Source organism: Streptomyces sp. GS7 (assembly GCF_009834125.1).
Taxonomy (GTDB): domain Bacteria; phylum Actinomycetota; class Actinomycetes; order Streptomycetales; family Streptomycetaceae; genus Streptomyces.
Genome location: NZ_CP047146.1, coordinates 2180788 through 2196830, shown reverse-complemented (window position 1 = coordinate 2196830; position 16043 = coordinate 2180788). Strand labels below are relative to the sequence as shown.

Here is a 16043-nt window from a genome sequence, read left to right as displayed (position 1 = left end):
ATGAGCCAACCCTCGTCACGCTAATGGTGAGCTGGGTCACTCCGGGATGGGTGAGTCGCGGATTCCGCTTGATCTCAGGGGAGTTGACGCGAGGCGTTCACCCGTACGAGCGGAAGCGGTCACCGCCGGGCAGGGGCGGGCGCCAGGGACGGCCGCCTCACACCCCGTCGAGGCCGCGCTCTATCGCGTACCGCACCAGCTCCACGCGGTTGTGCAACTGGAGCTTGCCGAGGGTGTTCTGGACGTGGTTCTGCACCGTGCGGTGCGAGATCACCAGCCGCTCGGCGATCTGCTTGTACGAGAGGCCCTTGGCGACCAGGCGCAGCACCTCGGTCTCCCGGTCCGTCAACTGCGGGGCGCCCGGCTCGTCGGCGGTCGCCGGGACCGGCTCGGTGGCCAGCCGGCGGTACTCGCCGAGCACCAGGCCGGCCAGCCCCGGCGTGAACACCGGGTCGCCGGCGGCGGTACGCCGCACCGCGTCCAGCAGTTCCTCCGTGCTCGCCGACTTCAGCAGATAGCCGGTCGCGCCGGACTTCACCGCCTCCAGGACATCGGCGTGCTCACCGCTCGCGGAGAGCACCAGCACCCGCAGCGACGGGTCGGCGCCGACCAGTTGCTTGCACACCTGGACGCCGGGCAGCCCCGGCAGGTTCAGGTCCAGGACCAGCACATCGGGCGCGACCGCCTGGGCCCGGCGCACCGCCTGGAGGCCGTCACCGGCCGTCGCCACCACATCGCACCCGGCCTGCGCCAGATCCCGGGCGACCGCGTCCCGCCACATCGGATGGTCGTCGACCACCATGACCCGCAGGGCCGTCTCTTCGCTCACGCTCATGCCTTCCCCCGTCGTCCTCCCCCGGGCGCGGCGCCCTTGGGAACCTTCAGCTCCACTTCCGTGCCCTGGCCGGGGACCGAGACCCACTCCGCGCTGCCGCCGAGGTCCCGCAGCCGGCCGCGGATCGACAGCGCCACCCCGAGGCGGCCCTCGCGCTCGGCGTCCGCGAGCCGCCCCTCGGAAATGCCGGGGCCGTCGTCGCGGACCGTCACGATCACCGCGTCCGGTTCGTCCTCCACCAGGATCCACGCGCGGGCATCGGCCCCCGCGTGCACCCGCACATTGTCCAGTGCGGCACCGACAGCGGCGGCCAGCTCCGCCGCCGCGGCGGCCGGCAGCTCGACCGCCGTGCCGGGCCCGGAGAGCGTCACCCCGGCACCGGCGTACGGGGCGAGCAGCGCCTGGACGTCGCAGGGGTCGCCGGCTGCGGGCGCCGCCGGCGGCGCGGTACGCCGTGCGCCGGTCGCGTCGGCGGTGGCCGCACCGGTCTGCGGGACCGCGCGCTGTGCCGGCACCAGCCCGCCGGAGACCAGGGTGCGCAGCGCCACCTCCTGCTCGCCGGCCATCCGCCCCAGCTCGGCCGCCTCGCCGCCGATCGCGGCGCCGCGCCGCTGCACCATGGCCAGCACCTGGAGCACGCTGTCGTGGATGTCGCGGGCCAGCCGCTCCCGCTCGCGGGTGGCGGCGTCTATCTGGAGCGCGCGGGCGAGGGTGCGCTCACTGGCGCGGGCCACCTCGACGACATAGCCGATGGCGACGCTGGCCACCCACACCAGCACCACGTTGTGGACGGTGTCCCGGGCCAGCTCCTCACGCTCGACGAGGTTGGCCACGGCGACGATGCTGGAGGCCACCGCGGCCCACCTCCAGCCGCCCCTGATCGCGAAGCCCAGCACCGCGCCCGCCGCCCATATGGAGGGCAGCGTCGCCGCGCCGCCCATGATGCGGGCGTGGGTGTCGACCACCGAGGTCAGCAGGATGCCGCCGGCCGCGAAGCAGAGGTCGGCGACCAGGAAGCGCCGGCTGCAGCGCTCCGGGGAGGTCGTACGGCGCCAGGTCAGCGCCGTCCACAGGGTGATCGCGCCCATGTAGGCGGCGGCGCCCAGCGGGTGGGCGTACTTGCCGTACGACAGCGCGAACAGGCAGAGGGCGTAGCCGAGGGTCAGGATGCGGTAGCCGGTGATCGCCCGCCACAGCGGGAGTTCGACGGACATCCGCAGCACCTTCGGGGGCCTTGTGCCCCTGGCTTCCCGGCCACCGGCCGCCACGCCGCCGTCGACCGTCCGTATGTCGGCATCCGTCATTCCGGCCCCCACCCCTCGCCGGGGCCACGCTGCCCCCGGCCTCGGCTCCGCCCGTCGGTCCCGTCTGTCCTGTCTATTCGGCGCCGGCCTGCGCGGCCTGCTCCGCATCGGCCTTCTTCTTCGCCTCCGCGGCCTTGGCCGCCTCGGCGATCTGCCGCTTGGCCGCCGTCGCGTAGATGTCGACGTACTCCTGGCCGGACAGCTTCATGATCTCGTACATCACCTCGTCGGTGACCGAGCGCAGGATGAAGCGGTCGTTCTCCATGCCCTGATAGCGGCTGAAGTCCAGCGGCTTGCCGATGCGGATGCCCGGCCGGACCATCTTGGGCAGGATCTTGCCGGGCGGCTGCACCTTCTCGGTGTCGATCATCGCCACGGGAATGACCGGCGCCCCGGTGGCCAGCGCCACCCGCGCCAGGCCGCCCGGCTTGCCGCGGTAGAGCCGGCCGTCCGGGGAGCGGGTGCCCTCCGGGTAGATGCCGAAGAGCTCACCGCGCTCCAGCACCTCGATGCCGCTCTTGATCGCCGCCTCACCGGCGCCGCGGGCGCCCGAGCGGTCGACCGGGAGCTGGCCCACGCCCTTGAAGAACGCGGCCGTCAGCTTGCCCTTCACCCCCGGGGAGGTGAAGTACTCGGCCTTCGCGATGAAGGTGACCTTGCGGTCCAGCACCGCGGGCAGGAAGAAGGAGTCCGAGAAGGACAGGTGGTTGCTCGCGAGGATCGCCGGACCCTCGGCGGGAACGTTCTCGATGCCTTCCACCCAGGGACGGAACGCAAGCCTCAGCGGCCCGCCGATGGAAAACTTCATTGCGCCGTAGATCAACCGACTGCCTCCTGTGTGTGACGCAAAGACCTTAACCCCCTCGTGGGGCACCGCTCGCCGCGACCGGGCTGCGAGGGGACGTACCGGCTCGCCGGCGACCGCGCGGGCGTCCCGCAGGCGCCGCTCACCGGTCCCCCGACCTGCCCCTGCGGCCGCGCAGGGCCTACCCCGCCGCGGTCACTCCGCGTACGCTGAGGTAACCCGCCAGCCCCTTATCGATCGGAGTTCCCCGGTGCCGCTCCTTCCCGGAGCCGAGCCGTTCCGCCGTGACGGCGGAGAGGTCGGCGTCCTCGTATGTCACGGCTTCACCGGTTCCCCCCAGTCCGTGCGCCCCTGGGCGGAATACCTCGCCGACCAGGGACTGAGCGTCACCGTCCCGCTGCTGCCCGGCCACGGCACGCGGTGGCAGGACATGCAGCTCACCACCTGGCAGGACTGGTACGCCGAGGTGGACCGGGAGCTGCGGGCGCTGACCGAGCGGTGCAGCAGGGTCTTCGTCTGCGGTCTGTCCATGGGCGGCGCGCTGGCCCTGCGGCTGGCCGCCAAGCACGGCGACGCCGTCAGCGGCGTGGCGGTGGTCAATCCGGGCAACAAAGTGCACGACGCGGCGGCGCCGCTGCTGCCGGTGCTGCGCCATGTCGTGCGGTCGACCAAGGGGATCGTCAGCGATATCGCCAAGCCCGGTGCCGAGGAGGTCGGCTACGACCGGGTGCCGCTGCACGCCGCGCACTCGCTGCGCCGGTTCTTCCAGCTGGTCGACTCCGAACTCCCGCGCGTCACCCAGCCGTTGCTGGTGATGACCAGCCCGCAGGACCACGTCGTCCCGCCCGTCGACTCGGACCGCATCCTGAGCCGGGTGTCCTCCACGGACGTCCGGCACACCCTCCTGGAGCGCAGCTACCACGTCGCCACGCTCGACCACGACGCGGAGCGGATCTTCCGGGACAGCCACGCCTTCATCACCCGGCTCGCCCCGGAGGCGGGGCCGGGTGCGGTCCAGGAGGGGACGGCGGCCAGTGGCGGAGCGTAGCCCCCGCGACCCCCGGGACCCGCTGGACGAAGAGGCCGCCTGGGCCGAGATCGTCGCGGGCTACGGGGAGCAGCCGGAGTTTCCGGACCTGGACGGCGGGCGCGACGGCGGACGGGCACCGGACACGGCCGGCCGGGAGCCGGAAGCGGCCGCCGGCCGGGACCCGGAAGCGGCCGCGGACGCCGGCCGGCAGCCCGACGCCCCGTCCGCCGAAGCCCCGTCCGCCGACAGCCTCCCCGACGCCCCCGGCAGCCCCGGCAGCTCCGGTCCCCCTTCCCGGCCCGGCAGCTTCGTGGTCTTCGCACCCGGTGTGGGGCCGCGGGACTGGTCCGCGGCCGAACCCTCCGACGACGACTTCGACGCGACCGACGAGGGCCACTTCACCCCGCCCGAGCCGCCCCCGCTGCCGAGCCCCGACGTCACCACCAAGTTCGCCTGGATCGCGGTCCTCGGCGGCCCGCTCCTGCTGGTCGTGATGATGCTCCTGCAGCAGCCGGTGACGTGGTGGATCACCGTCCTCGGCATCGGCGGCTTCCTGGGCGGCTTCGCCACGCTCGTGGCCCGCATGAAGAACGACCGCGAGGAGGACGACGACCTCCCGGGCGGCGGGGCGGTCGTCTGAACCGCCCCCGGCTCGCGGCCCGTCCGGCGGCCGGGCTCCCTCAGGGCCGGTCCGGTGGATCGGGGTCGGGCAGGGCCTGACCGCCCGCGGGCACCCGCACGGCGGCCAGGACCGGCAGATGGTCCGAGGCGCGGACGAGGTCGGCCTCGTGCACCCCGGGCAGCCCCCGCGGCACCCCGCACCCGAGGATCCGCACCCCGTCCGTGGCGAACACCGCGTCGATCCGCTGCCGCGGCTCGCGGGGCGTGGAGGTGAACTCGCCGCCCCACGGCTGGGCGGCCCAGCCGTCCCGCAGCACGCCCGCCACCCGGCGGAAACTCCGGCCGTCCGGGCGGTCGTTGAGGTCGCCGCCGGCCACCGCGTACGGCACGCCCAGCGCGGCCAGCCGGTCCAGCAGCAGCCCGGCCTGGCCGTAGCGCTCCCGGGCGTCGAGGCTGAGGTGGCAGCTGAGGACGCCGAGCCGGGCGCGGCCGAAGCGGAGCACCGCGGTGGCGAAACCGCGCTGATGCAGTCCGGGAGTGCGGGGCAGCAGGACGTCCTCGGTGCGCTCCACCTGGCCGCGGAGCGTGGCGAGGATCATCGGGCCGGCGGTCGTCGCGCCGCCGGTGACGTACACCAGGCCGCTCGCGCGGGCCAGCCGATCGGCGGCCGTGCGCCAGCGGAAGAAGCGCGGGGCCTCCTGGACGAGGACGAGATCGGGGGCACAGGCCCGGATGACCCGGGCCAGCGCCGCCCGATCGTCGCGCAGGGAGCGGATGTTGTAGCTGAGCACCCGGACGACCGCGGAGCCGTCCTCCGCGGTGCCGGACTCGGGAAGTCCCGCGCCGGACTCCGGAAGTCCCGTGCCGGGCCCGGGACTTGAGCCGTCGCCGGCCGGAACTCCCGTACCGGCCGCCGGACGTCCGGAGCGCTCGGCCACCACCCGTGTCAGCCCTGGCGGGCCAGGTCCGCCGCGCCGACCAGTCCGGCCTTGCCGCCGAGCTGCGCGGCGAGCACCTGGGCGTGGGGCCGGTACTGGTTGCCGACCAGCCAGCGGCGGAAGGACTTGCGGATCGGTTCGAGGACCAGCTCGCCCTCGTCCGAGACGCCGCCGCCGACGATGAACGCGGACGGGTCGAACAGCGAGGCCAGGTCGGCCAGGCCGGCGCCGGCCCAGCGGGCCAGTTCGCGGAACGAGTCGATGGCGACCGGGTCGCCCTGGCGGGCGGCCTGGCTGATGTGCCGGCCCTCGATGCCCTCGGGGGTGCCGTCGCCCAGCGCGAGCAGGGCGGTGGCGTTCTCCGGGGTGGCGAAGGCGCGCTGGCGGGCGTAGCGCAGCAGGGCGCGGCCGGAGGCGTACTGCTCCCAGCAGCCCTGGCTGCCGCAGCCGCAGAGCAGGCCGTCGGGGACGACCCGGATGTGGCCGAACTCGGCGGCGACGCCGAACCGGCCGCGGCGGAGCTTGTTGCCGATGATGATGCCGCCGCCCAGGCCGGTGCCGAGCGTGATGCAGATGACGTCGCTGTGGCCCTGGCCGGCGCCGAACCTGTACTCGCCCCAGGCCGCGGCGTTGGCGTCGTTCTCGACCACGACGGGGAGGCCGACGCGCTGCTCGACCTTGTCCTTGAGCGGTTCGTGGCGCCAGTCGATGTTCGGCGCGAACAGGACCGTGGCGCGCTTCTCGTCGACGTAGCCGGCGGCGCCGATGCCGACGGCTTCGACATGATGACCGGCTCCGACCGTGCGGACGGCGTCCGCGATGGCCTCGGTCAGCTCATCGGTGGCTTGCGGGGTCGGTACCTTGCACGTCTCAAGGATCGAACCCTCTTCGTCGACCACGCCGGCCGCGATCTTCGTGCCGCCGATGTCGACGCCGATGGTGAGTCCCATGTGTCCCTCAGTTTTTCGCTCGAACCCCGCCGGGACCCACCGTACCGGAGGAGGGGGTCCCTCCCTGGTCCTTAGGACCTTGGGGGTCAGTCGAGATCGATCCGCTCGGTGCCCGACGGGCCGTCGTCGCGCGGATCGTCGTCCCGGCCGGCGGCCGGGCCCTCGGTCCGATCGCCGGTGTCCGCGCCGCGGGTCCAGCGGCGCTCGCTGCTCTCCACCGCCGAGCGGTAGGCGGCGAGCAGCTCGGAGCCGGCCGCCGCGAGGTGGTCGAAGACATCGGGGTTGCGCTCGATGACCGGCTCCACGGCGGCCTTGGCCTGCCGGAACAGCTGGTTGACGGCGCTCTGCGCGGCCATCCCGCCGAGCGCGCCGGGCAGCTGGATCCCGGCGAGCTTGTCGGTCACCGCCTCCGCGAGCTTGCGCAGTTCCTCGGCGGCGCTGCCCGGTTGGGGGCCGTAGGTGTCCCGGCGGCGGGCCTGCTCCGCCGCGAGGTCCTCGGCGCAGGCCGCCGACCAGGCGTCGGCGTCGGGCTCGGCCCTGCGGTCGGCGGGGCGCTCGGTGGCATCACTCATGACGAACTCCGTGGACTCCTGCGGCGGGGCGGTGCTGCGAGGCGGTACGGCCGGTACGGCCGGGAAACGCTGCCGCGCGGCACTGCGGGACGGGCTGTGCACGGCGGGTACACCTCCGACGGTACCCGAAGGGAGGTGGGCGGTTCAGTCGCTTGTGCCGCTCTGCGGCCACAGGTCCGGATCCGGGGTGAAGCGGATCTCCAGGACGCCGTCGCGCAGTCCGGCACCGGAGACGGTGCAGCGGCGCAGGGCGGAGGGGAGCGTGCGGATCCGCCGGAAACGGCCGACGCTGACGACGATCTCGTCGCCGCGGCGCACCAGGCCCAGGCCCTCCCGGCGGGCACCGGGCAGCGGCACCCGCCACACCAGGATGCCGTCGGCGGCCAGCCGGTCCTCGACGGTCCAGGGGTCGGGGTGGTCGGCGGGGAGGTCGGCTGCGGCCGGCCCGTCGAGCAGCCCGCCGAGTTCGTCGATGCCCTGCGGGTCGCGGCCCAGGTGCCGCACCTCGTGCACGGGGACGTCGGGGAACTCGTCGCGCAGCGCCTTGAGGGCGGTCTGCTGGCTGCCGGAGAGGCCGGCGAGGAAGGGGTCCGCGGAGCCGGTGGGCAGCAGCCGGTTGACCAGCACGCCGTCGGTGCGGCGGCCGTGCAGCGCGAGTCCGGCGCGCAGCGTGCGCAGGGTGGCGGCGGCGACCGGGCCGGCCTCGGTGACCAGGCGTACGGAGGTGCCGGGGGCGTCCACCACCCGCTGGACGGCGGCGAGTTCGCTCTCCCAGCGCTCGGCGGCCTCGTACAGCTTCTGGGCCGGCATGGGGACGCCGGCGAGCTGGGCGAGCACCGGGCGCAGCGCGCGCGCCGCCTGGCGCTCGGGCGGCAGCAGGCGGCGGAGGTAGCGTCGGACCTGGGCTGGCAGGGCGAGCAGCCGGATCGTTTCGGCGGCCGGCGGCGCGTCGACGACCAGCAGCTGCCAGTCGCCCGAGGCGTGGGCGGTGCGCAGCGCGTGCAGCAGCGCGAAGGCTTCGGAGCCCGGGAGTTCGGTGAGTTCGTCCTCGTCCAGGGGGGCCGCGCCGAGCAGGTCGAGGGCCGCGCCGGCGCGCTCCTGGAAGGAGAGGAACTCCTGGCGGAAACGGTCGGCGGGGTCGATCCGGCGGGCGTGCAGACCGGGGGCGGCGGCTATCGGGGCGGGCGCGTCCACACCGGGGCAGGCGCCCAGCACCACCTCCGGAGCACTGCTCTGGGTCGTGAGCAGCAGCGTCCGCGCGCCCTGCCGGGCACCGGCCACGGCGGTCGCGGCGGCGAGCGTGGTGCGGCCCGCGCCGCCGGTGCCGGTGACGAGGACGGTCCGCACGTTCAGTTCTTCTCGGCCTCGTCGCCGGACGCCTGCGGGGCCGCGGGGCCGCTCTCGACGCGCTTCTTCAGCCCGGCCAGCGCCCGGTCGATGATGACCTTCTCGGCCTTCCGCTTGATCATCCCGAGCATCGGGATCTTGACGTCGACGGTGAGCTGGTAGGTGACCTCGGTGCGGGTGCCGCCCTCCAGCGCGGCGAGCCGGTACGAGCCGTCCAGGACGCGCAGCATCTGCGACTTGACCAGCGACCAGCTGACCTCGTCCTCGCCGGTCCAGGTGTAGGCGAGGGTGTGGTCGTCCTTGATGGCGCCGGCGTCCAGCACCAGGCGCACCTTCTCCGCGCGGCCCCGGTCGTCCTTGGCGAGCACCTCGGCCTCCTTGACCTCTCCGGTCCACTCCGGATAGCGGTCGAAGTCGGCGATCACTCCCATCACCTCGGCCGGTGCCGCCTCGATCGTGATGTTCGAGCTGGTGTGTTCGGCCATCGCCGTGACTCCTCCATGCCGATTCATGCCGGTCCCCGGGCCGCTGAAACGCGGTGTCTGTGCTGCTGAAGGCTACCGCGCGGCGGAACCCGCACCGACACCAGCAGGCCCGGAACGACGGGCCGGACGGCCGCCGCCACCGGGCTCACCACTCCAGTACGTAGGGCGTCCCGGTCGCATTGAAGTGCCCGACATTGACGCATTCCGTACTGCCGATCCGGGCCCTGCGGGCGAGCGGCTGGTGGACGTGCCCGAACAGGGAGTAGCGCGGCCTGGTGGTGCGGATGGCGTGCAGCAGGGCCGCGCTGCCGCGTTCGAAGCGGCGGGCGACGGTGTCGTAGCAGAGCTCGGGGACGTCCGGCGGGATGTGGGTGCACAGCACGTCCACCTCGCCGACCGCCTCGACCTTGGCGGCGTACTCCTCGTCGCTGATCTCGTACGGGGTCCTCATCGGGGTGCTCAGGCCGCCGCCGACGAAGCCGAAGACCCGGCCGCCGATCTCCACCCGCTGACCGTCGAGGACGGTGGTGCCGGGCCCGGCGTATTCGGGCCACAGGCGGGGCATGTCGACGTTGCCGTAGGTGGCGTACGTGGGGGTGGGGAACGCGGCGAAGAGGTCGGCGTACTGCCGTCGGACCGCGCCCTCGATGACCGCCTCGCGGCTCGCGCCGGTCCGGTCCAGCTCACCCCACAGCCGGCGCCCCAGCTCACGGGCCTCGTCGAAGCGGCGGGCGGTGCGCAGCTCGACCAGGGTGTCGGCGTTGGCGACCCCGAAGAGGTCGGGGAAGATGCCGCGCGAGTGGTCGGCGTAGTCGAGGAAGAGGACCAGGTCGCCGAGGCACACCAGGGCGTCCGCCCCGTTCCCCGCCGCGGCGAGGTCCCGGCTGTTGCCATGGACGTCACTGACCACATGCACGCGCATGGCGTCACCCTAGATCCCTCCGCCCGGAGGCGGGAGGCCGGTCCGGTGCCCGGCGGTTACTTTCGGGTCACCATTGGCCTGGTTTAGTCTGCGCGGTGCAGTCTTATGACGTGTCCCCAGCATGTGACGCATCGAACATCTGGCCGCGACCCCCTATCCCAAAACCAATACCGGTGGGTAACGTCCGGGCAGTCCAATACCCCCGCATGATCATGGACCGCAAGCCGGTGCGCACACAGCGTCGTGGCGCCGGCGCTTTCGAGGAGCAGCAGTCTTGCGCGAGTTCAGCCTTCCGGCCCTGTACGAGGTCCCCGCGGACGGCAACCTGACGGACCTTATCCGCAGAAATGCCGCGCAGCACCCGGATGTTGCGGTCCTGGGACGGAAGGTGAACGGGACGTGGCAGGACGTCACCGCCGTCACCTTCCTCGCCGAGGTCCGCGCCACCGCCAAGGGCCTGATGGCCGCCGGCATTCAGCCCGGCGACCGGGTCGGCCTGATGTCGCGCACCCGCTACGAGTGGACGCTGCTGGACTTCGCCATCTGGAGCGCCGGCGCCATCACCGTCCCCGTGTACGAGACCAGTTCCGCCGAGCAGATCCAGTGGATCCTCGGCGACTCGGGCGCGGTCGCCTGCCTGGTGGAGACGCCCGCCCATGAGGCCACCGTCGAGTCGGTCCGCGACCGGCTGCCCGACCTGGCGAACGTCTGGCAGATCGAACGGGACGCGATCGCCCGGCTGCGGGCCGCCGGCGACGGCATCTCCGACAACGAGGTCGACGCCCGCAGCGCGCTGGCCGACGCGGACTCGCCCGCCACGATCGTCTACACCTCCGGCACCACCGGCCGGCCCAAGGGCTGCGTGCTCAGCCACCGCAGCTTCTTCGCGGAGTGCGGCAACATCGTCGAGCGGCTGCGCCCGCTCTTCCGCACCGGCGACTCCTCGGTCCTGCTCTTCCTCCCCATCGCGCACGTCTTCGGCCGGCTGGTCCAGGTCGCCTCGGTCATGGCGCCCATCAAGCTGGGCCACGCGCCGGACATCAAGAACCTCACCGACGACCTCGCCTCCTTCCGGCCGACGATGATCCTGGGCGTCCCCCGGGTCTTCGAGAAGGTCTACAACTCGGCGCGCGCCAAGGCCCAGGCCGAGGGCAAGGGCAAGATCTTCGACAAGGCGGCGGAGACCGCGATCGCCTACAGCCGCGCGCTGGACACCCCCGCCGGGCCGTCCTTCGGGCTGAAGTTCACGTACAAGGTCTTCGACCGGCTGGTCTACGGCAAGCTGCGGGCCGTCCTCGGCGGCCGGGCCGGCCACGCCATCTCCGGCGGCGCCCCGCTCGGCGAGCGGCTGGGCCACTTCTACCGCGGCATCGGCTTCACCGTCCTGGAGGGCTACGGCCTCACGGAGTCCTGTGCGGCCACCGCCTTCAACCCCTGGGACCGGCAGAAGATCGGCACGGTCGGCCAGCCGCTGCCCGGCTCCGTCGTCCGGATCGCCGACGACGGCGAGGTGCTGCTGCACGGCGAGCACCTCTTCAGCGAGTACTGGAACAACCCGACGGCCACCCAGGAGGCGCTGTCCGACGGCTGGTTCCACACCGGCGACATCGGCACCCTCGACGAGGACGGCTACCTCGCCATCACCGGCCGCAAGAAGGAAATACTGGTCACCGCGGGCGGCAAGAACGTCGCCCCCGTCGTCATCGAGGACCGCATCCGCGCCCACGCCCTGATCGCCGAGTGCATGGTCGTCGGCGACGGGCGCCCCTTCATCGGCGCCCTGATCACCCTCGACGAGGAGTTCCTCCCCCGCTGGGCCGAGGAGCACGGCCACCCGGCCGACGTGAAGCCCGCCGACATCACCGGCGACCCGGAGCTGCTGGCCGCCGTCCAGCGCGCGGTCGACGACGGCAACGCGGCGGTCTCCAAGGCCGAGTCGGTCCGCAAGTTCCGTATCCTGCCGAACCAGTTCACCGAGGAGTCGGGCCATGTCACCCCGTCGCTGAAGCTGAAGCGGAACGTGGTGGCCAAGGACTTCGCCGAGGAGATCGAGGCGATCTACCGGGGGTAGGCCGGTCCCCCGTAGGGTGCGCCGAGTGCCCGGAACCACCGGAATCCGCCGTCGTGGCTGCTCGCCGCGGCGGCGGATTCCTGTGTGCGCCCCCGGAGTTGCCGTATCCGCCGCTCCCGCAGGGCGCCCACAGCCGTTCCTGCGGCAGTTCTTACAGCAGTGCCTTCAGCCGCTCCGCCAGCAGGTCCCAGCGCCACTTCTCCTCCACCCAGGCACGGCCGCGCTCGCCCATGGCGCGGCGCAGCTCCGGGTCCTTGAGGAGGGTGACGAGGCGTTCGGCGGTGGCCGCCGGGGAGCCACCGGGGACCACCCAGCCGGTCTCGCCGTCCAGGACCGCGTCCGGAGCGCCGCCCGAGTCGCCCGCGACGACCGGGAGCCCGGTGGCGGACGCCTCCAGGTAGACGATGCCCAGGCCCTCCACGTCGAGGCCGCCGCGGCGGGTGCGGCAGGGCATCGCGAAGACGTCGCCCGCGCCGTAGTGGGCCGGCAGCTCCTCCCAGGGGACCGCGCCGGTGAAGCGGACCGCGTCGGCGACGCCCTTCTCCATTGCCAGGGCGTGCAGTTGCTCCTCGTACGGGCCGCCGCCCACGATCAGCAGCACCGCGTCCGGCACCTCCGCGACGACCGCCGGCATCGCCTCGATGAGGGTGTCCTGGCCCTTGCGCGGAACGAGCCGGGAGACGCAGACGACCACCGGGCGGCCGGCGAGCCCGAGGCGGGCGCGCACCGCGTCGCCGCCCGAGCCCGGGTGGAAGGTCTTCTCGTCGACGCCGGGCGGGAGTTGGACCATCCGGGCGGCGGCTTCCGGGGTGAGCGCGGCGGCGATCCGCGAGCGGGTGTACTCGCCGAGGTAGGTGAGGGTGTCGGTGCCCTCGCCGATCCGGCGCAGCAGCCGCCGGGCGGCGGGCAGCTGCGCCCAGCCCGCCTCGTGGCCGTGGGTGGTCGCCACGACGCGGCGGGCGCCGGCCGAACGGAGCGCCGGGGCCATCAGCCCCAGCGGGGCGGCGGCCCCGAACCACACCGAGGAGCAGCCGTGTTCGCGCAGCAGGGAGACCGCCCGCCGGGTCACCCGGGGCGTCGGCAGCAGCATCGTCGTACGGTCCCGCACCACCGGGAACGGCTGCTCGGCGTCGAAGGCGGCGGTGGCCGCGCGACCCTCCTCGCTCCGCTTCCAGGTCGAGGCGTAGACCACGACCTGCGAGGGGTCCAGCCGCAGCGCCATGCTGTGCAGGAATGCCTGGATGCCGCCCGGCCGGGGCGGGAAGTCGTTGGTGACGATGAGGGTCTTGTGCACGGCGGTCTCTCGGCGGACGGGGTCGGTGGGCAGCGCCGGCGGGCGGTCCGGCCCCCGGCGGTACGGGCGGTTGAGCCCGACAGTACCGGGTAGGCGGCCGGCCGCGAGCGGCGCGCCCCGGCACACCCGACCGGACCCCTCCCGGCACGCCCACCCGGCGGTCCGCGATGTGCGCGACCGGCCGGCGGCGTCATCATGATCATGCAGGCAGGGCGGCCGACGACCGACGGGGAGACGATGAGCAGCACCGGCAGCAGGGCGCGCGCGGCGGGGCCCCCGGTGGCGGTATGGGCCGCGACCCGGGCACTCTTACTGCTGTGCGTACTGGGGGTGCTGGTGCTCCCCGGCCCCGACGTCACCACCGACGTCTCGATGATCTACCAGGGCTGGTCCGAGGTCCTGAAGTCCGGCAGCTTCCCCCTGGACGACGTGACCTGGCAGTACCCACCGGCCGCCGCCCTGCCGGTCCTGGCCCCCGGCCTGCTGCCGTTCCTCCCCTACGCCACCGCGTTCGCCGTGCTGGTCCTGGCCGCCGACGCCGCGGTGCTGGCGCTGCTGCTGCGCGCCGGGCACCGGGCCGGGCACCGCACCGCCGGCGCCTGGGTGTGGACCGTCGGCGTCGCGCTGCTCGGCCCGACCGCGTACGCCCGCTACGACCTGATGGTCACCGCGGTGGCCGTCGCCGCCCTGTACGCGGCGGTCCGGCGGCCCCGGGTCGCGGGCGCCCTGATCGCCTTCGGCACGCTGCTGAAGGTCTGGCCGGCACTGCTGCTGGCCGGGGCGCCGCTGCGCGGGCGCCGGGCGCGCGCCCTGTGGGGCCACGCGGCGGGCTGGGCCGCCGGGCTGACGCTGTGCGCCGTGGCGCTGGCGCCGGGCGCGCTGGCGTTCGTCACCTTCCAGCGCGACCGGGGTACGGAGATCGAGTCGCTGGGCGCGCTGGTCTTCCACATCGCCCGGCACTTCGGCTGGGGCGGCGAGGTGCTGCTCAACTACGGCTCGGTGGAATTCCTCGGCCCCGGCGTCACGTTGGTCAGCGCCCTGGCGCTGGCGCTGACCGCCGCCGCCGGGGGCTGGCTGGTGCTGTGGCGGCTGCGCGCCCGGGAGCTGACCGCCGCGGTGCTCCCCGACGCCGCGTTCACCGCCGCCCTGCTGTTCACCACCACCAGCAGGGTGATCAGCCCGCAGTACCTGCTGTGGCTGGTCGGGCTGGCCGCGGTGTGCCGGACCGTACGGGGCAGCCGGCAGGGGTGGCCGGCGGCCCTCGTCCTGCTGGCGACGGGGGTCACCCTGCTGGAGTTCCCGATCTGCTTCGCGGAGGTGGTGGGCAGCACCCCCCAGGGCATCACCCTGCTGCTGCTCCGCAACGGCCTGCTGGTGACCGCTTCGCTGAGCGCCTGCCGCCGGCTGTGGGCGGCCACCCGCGGCGGTCGCGACGCCACGGTGCGCGCCGGGGTACCGGGCGCGCGCCCCGCGGTCACTTCAGCTGGCGCTGCACATACGCGCGCCACATCGCGGTGAACTCGGCCAGTCCGACGCCGAGTTGATCGCGCAGCGCGCGGTCCACCGCCGCGGTGCGGGCCGACTGCCGGTCGCCGCCGCCCACCGCGGGCGACGGGGACGCCGAGGCCGCGGAGCCGGCCGTCCGCGCCTCCATCGGCGCCCTCACGGCCCCCGCCGCCGTACGGATCCCACGGCGCCCGGTGTCCCGGTAGAAGGCGATCAGCCGGGCCTCGCCCCACTTCTCGGCGATCATCCGGCAGGCCAGCCAGCCGCCCTCGTACGCCGTTGCCAGCCGCTCCGCGCCCGCCCGGAAGCCGAAGTCGCCGTCGGTCGGCAGCCGCCGCGGCGGTCGGCCGGCGGCCACCGCCCGGGAGAGCTCCGGCGCGGTCGCCGCCGGCCGGCGGTGCACGCCGCGATAAGCGACCCAGTCCGCGAAGCCCTCGGAGAGCCACAGCGGGGTGGCGGGCGTGGTGAGCGTGCGGGTGGCGACATGGGTGGTCTCGTGGGTGAGGACGACGGTGCGGCCCAGGTCGTTGAGCTCCTCGTACGCGTCCGGGTTGACGATCACCCGGTCCGCGGGCGCGGCCGGCGAGGCGCCCGCCTCGCCGGTGGTGACGGCCGCGATCCCGGTGTACGCGGTCGGGTCGTCGCCGCCCATCAGCTGCGCCATCCGGGCGAGGGTGTCCGGTGCCTCCACCACCACCTTCCCCGCCCACTTCCCCTTCCAGGCCGCGGAGACCGCGGGCACCGCCGCGTCCACCCGGTCCGCCAGATCCCGCAGCCGCGCCGGGTTGCCCGTACCGCCCAGGACCAGGCTGTACCGGCCGCGCACCACCCGCACCGGGCCCTGCTCCCACAGCTGGCCGGTGCCACTGCGGCCGTCCGCCGCGCCGTCCGTGTCGGAGGAGACCAGCCAGCGGCCGGAGCGCTCGGTCAGGGTCAGGTACTGGAGGGAGGTGACCGGGGCGGTGTCGAAGCCCCTCAGGCGGTAGCTGAGCCGGACCTGCGCGGCCAGCCGCCGGTCGGTGCCGCCCTCCGGGAGCGTGAAGGCACCGGTGGAGACCAGGTCGTAGTGCCAGTCGGCGACCGGGACCGCCGCGAGGTTGCCGATGACCTGCCGCTGCCGGCCGCGGAACCCGGCGGCCCGGGGGTCGACGGTGGCCAGGAAGGCCGCGGCGTCGTGCCGCCGGACGGCCGCCGCCCGGGCGTCCAGCATCCGCTGGGCACCGGGGTACTCGTCGGTCGGCCGGGTCGAGGGCGCGCAGCCGACGAGCTGGGCGACCAGCACCGCGGCGCACCCGGCCGCCGTTGCGGCCGACCACGGCCGCGCGCGTCGCGCCCTTTGCTCCGGCATGCGCCCGATCGTACG

At 74.1% G+C, this 16043-nt stretch carries 15 protein-coding genes; 4 read left to right on the top strand and 11 right to left on the bottom strand.

Features of this window, described 5'->3' with window-relative positions; genetic code table 11:
* Positions 1–157 precede the first annotated feature (157 nt).
* The 3 genes from GR130_RS09460 to GR130_RS09450 all read right to left on the bottom strand — a co-directional run bounded on the left by GR130_RS09460 (position 158) and on the right by GR130_RS09450 (position 2947).
* On the bottom strand, positions 158–835 hold the full coding sequence (locus GR130_RS09460) for a response regulator (protein ID WP_201304849.1): 678 nt from the start codon (positions 833–835) through the stop codon (positions 158–160).
* Positions 832–2049, bottom strand: coding sequence for a MacS family sensor histidine kinase (gene macS, locus GR130_RS09455; RefSeq protein WP_236573937.1), 1218 nt, complete (start codon positions 2047–2049; stop codon positions 832–834). Before macS ends, GR130_RS09460 begins: the two co-directional genes overlap by 4 nt.
* Before the next feature lie 163 nt (positions 2050–2212).
* Positions 2213–2947, bottom strand: coding sequence for a lysophospholipid acyltransferase family protein (locus GR130_RS09450; protein ID WP_159504281.1), 735 nt, complete (start codon positions 2945–2947; stop codon positions 2213–2215).
* A 247-nt stretch (positions 2948–3194) separates the two neighbouring features.
* Here GR130_RS09450 and GR130_RS09445 point away from each other — a divergent pair, with 247 nt between their 5' ends.
* Both GR130_RS09445 and GR130_RS09440 read left to right on the top strand, forming a co-directional pair.
* Complete coding sequence (locus GR130_RS09445) at positions 3195–3992, top strand: alpha/beta hydrolase (RefSeq protein ID WP_159504280.1); 798 nt, start codon at positions 3195–3197, stop codon at positions 3990–3992.
* Positions 3979–4614 carry a hypothetical protein gene (locus tag GR130_RS09440; RefSeq protein ID WP_159504279.1) on the top strand — a complete coding sequence of 212 codons (636 nt, stop codon included), beginning with the start codon at positions 3979–3981 and terminating at the stop codon, positions 4612–4614. The genes GR130_RS09445 and GR130_RS09440 overlap by 14 nt, the downstream gene beginning before the upstream one ends.
* Positions 4615–4654: 40 nt before the next feature.
* On the opposite strand, the gene GR130_RS09435 is transcribed toward GR130_RS09440, so the two are convergent.
* The 6 genes from GR130_RS09435 to GR130_RS09410 all read right to left on the bottom strand — a co-directional run bounded on the left by GR130_RS09435 (position 4655) and on the right by GR130_RS09410 (position 9809).
* Entirely contained in the window at positions 4655–5386 is a 732-nt protein-coding gene (locus GR130_RS09435) for an endonuclease/exonuclease/phosphatase family protein (protein WP_236573936.1), read from the bottom strand.
* A 155-nt stretch (positions 5387–5541) separates the two neighbouring features.
* Complete coding sequence (locus GR130_RS09430; protein ID WP_159504277.1) at positions 5542–6483, bottom strand: ROK family glucokinase; 942 nt, start codon at positions 6481–6483, stop codon at positions 5542–5544.
* Positions 6484–6569: 86 nt separating this feature from the next.
* Positions 6570–7055, bottom strand: coding sequence for a DUF5304 domain-containing protein (locus GR130_RS09425; protein ID WP_159504276.1), 486 nt, complete (start codon positions 7053–7055; stop codon positions 6570–6572).
* A gap of 144 nt (positions 7056–7199) precedes the next feature.
* Positions 7200–8402 carry an ArsA family ATPase gene (locus GR130_RS09420; protein ID WP_159504275.1) on the bottom strand — a complete coding sequence of 401 codons (1203 nt, stop codon included), beginning with the start codon at positions 8400–8402 and terminating at the stop codon, positions 7200–7202.
* 2 nt (positions 8403–8404) lie between these two features.
* Entirely contained in the window at positions 8405–8887 is a 483-nt protein-coding gene (locus GR130_RS09415) for an SRPBCC family protein (RefSeq protein ID WP_159504274.1), read from the bottom strand.
* Between the two features lie 145 nt (positions 8888–9032).
* Positions 9033–9809: a metallophosphoesterase family protein gene (locus tag GR130_RS09410; protein WP_159504273.1), complete on the bottom strand. Its 777-nt coding sequence runs from the start codon at positions 9807–9809 to the stop codon at positions 9033–9035.
* 274 nt (positions 9810–10083) lie between these two features.
* Between GR130_RS09410 and GR130_RS09405 the strand changes: the two genes are divergently transcribed.
* Positions 10084–11880, top strand: coding sequence for an AMP-dependent synthetase/ligase (locus GR130_RS09405; protein ID WP_159504272.1), 1797 nt, complete (start codon positions 10084–10086; stop codon positions 11878–11880).
* Positions 11881–12031: 151 nt separating this feature from the next.
* Here the strand turns inward: GR130_RS09405 and GR130_RS09400 are convergent, their stop codons facing one another.
* Positions 12032–13174 carry a glycosyltransferase family 4 protein gene (locus GR130_RS09400; protein ID WP_159504271.1) on the bottom strand — a complete coding sequence of 381 codons (1143 nt, stop codon included), beginning with the start codon at positions 13172–13174 and terminating at the stop codon, positions 12032–12034.
* A 201-nt stretch (positions 13175–13375) separates the two neighbouring features.
* Between GR130_RS09400 and GR130_RS09395 the strand changes: the two genes are divergently transcribed.
* Positions 13376–14692 (top strand): glycosyltransferase 87 family protein, encoded by a 1317-nt coding sequence (locus GR130_RS09395; RefSeq protein ID WP_443043756.1) that lies wholly within the window; start codon positions 13376–13378, stop codon positions 14690–14692.
* Here GR130_RS09395 and GR130_RS09390 read toward each other — a convergent pair.
* Entirely contained in the window at positions 14649–16028 is a 1380-nt protein-coding gene (locus GR130_RS09390) for a hypothetical protein (RefSeq protein WP_159504270.1), read from the bottom strand. The two genes, GR130_RS09395 and GR130_RS09390, sit on opposite strands and share 44 nt — an antisense overlap.
* Between the last annotated feature and the right edge of the window lie 15 nt (positions 16029–16043).

Excerpts from the sequence above, each read along its gene's own strand:
- GR130_RS09390 (WP_159504270.1), bottom strand. The coding sequence starts at position 16,028 with ATGCCGGAGCAAAGGGCGCGACGCGCGCGGCCGTGGTCGGCCGCAACG.
- GR130_RS09450 (WP_159504281.1), bottom strand. The coding sequence starts at position 2,947 with ATGAAGTTTTCCATCGGCGGGCCGCTGAGGCTTGCGTTCCGTCCCTGG.
- GR130_RS09410 (WP_159504273.1), bottom strand. The coding sequence starts at position 9,809 with ATGCGCGTGCATGTGGTCAGTGACGTCCATGGCAACAGCCGGGACCTC.
- GR130_RS09460 (WP_201304849.1), bottom strand. The coding sequence starts at position 835 with ATGAGCGTGAGCGAAGAGACGGCCCTGCGGGTCATGGTGGTCGACGAC.
- GR130_RS09425 (WP_159504276.1), bottom strand. The coding sequence starts at position 7,055 with ATGAGTGATGCCACCGAGCGCCCCGCCGACCGCAGGGCCGAGCCCGAC.
- GR130_RS09430 (WP_159504277.1), bottom strand. The coding sequence starts at position 6,483 with ATGGGACTCACCATCGGCGTCGACATCGGCGGCACGAAGATCGCGGCC.
- macS (WP_236573937.1), bottom strand. The coding sequence starts at position 2,049 with ATGTCCGTCGAACTCCCGCTGTGGCGGGCGATCACCGGCTACCGCATC.
- GR130_RS09395 (WP_443043756.1), top strand. The coding sequence starts at position 13,376 with ATGCAGGCAGGGCGGCCGACGACCGACGGGGAGACGATGAGCAGCACC.
- GR130_RS09415 (WP_159504274.1), bottom strand. The coding sequence starts at position 8,887 with ATGGCCGAACACACCAGCTCGAACATCACGATCGAGGCGGCACCGGCC.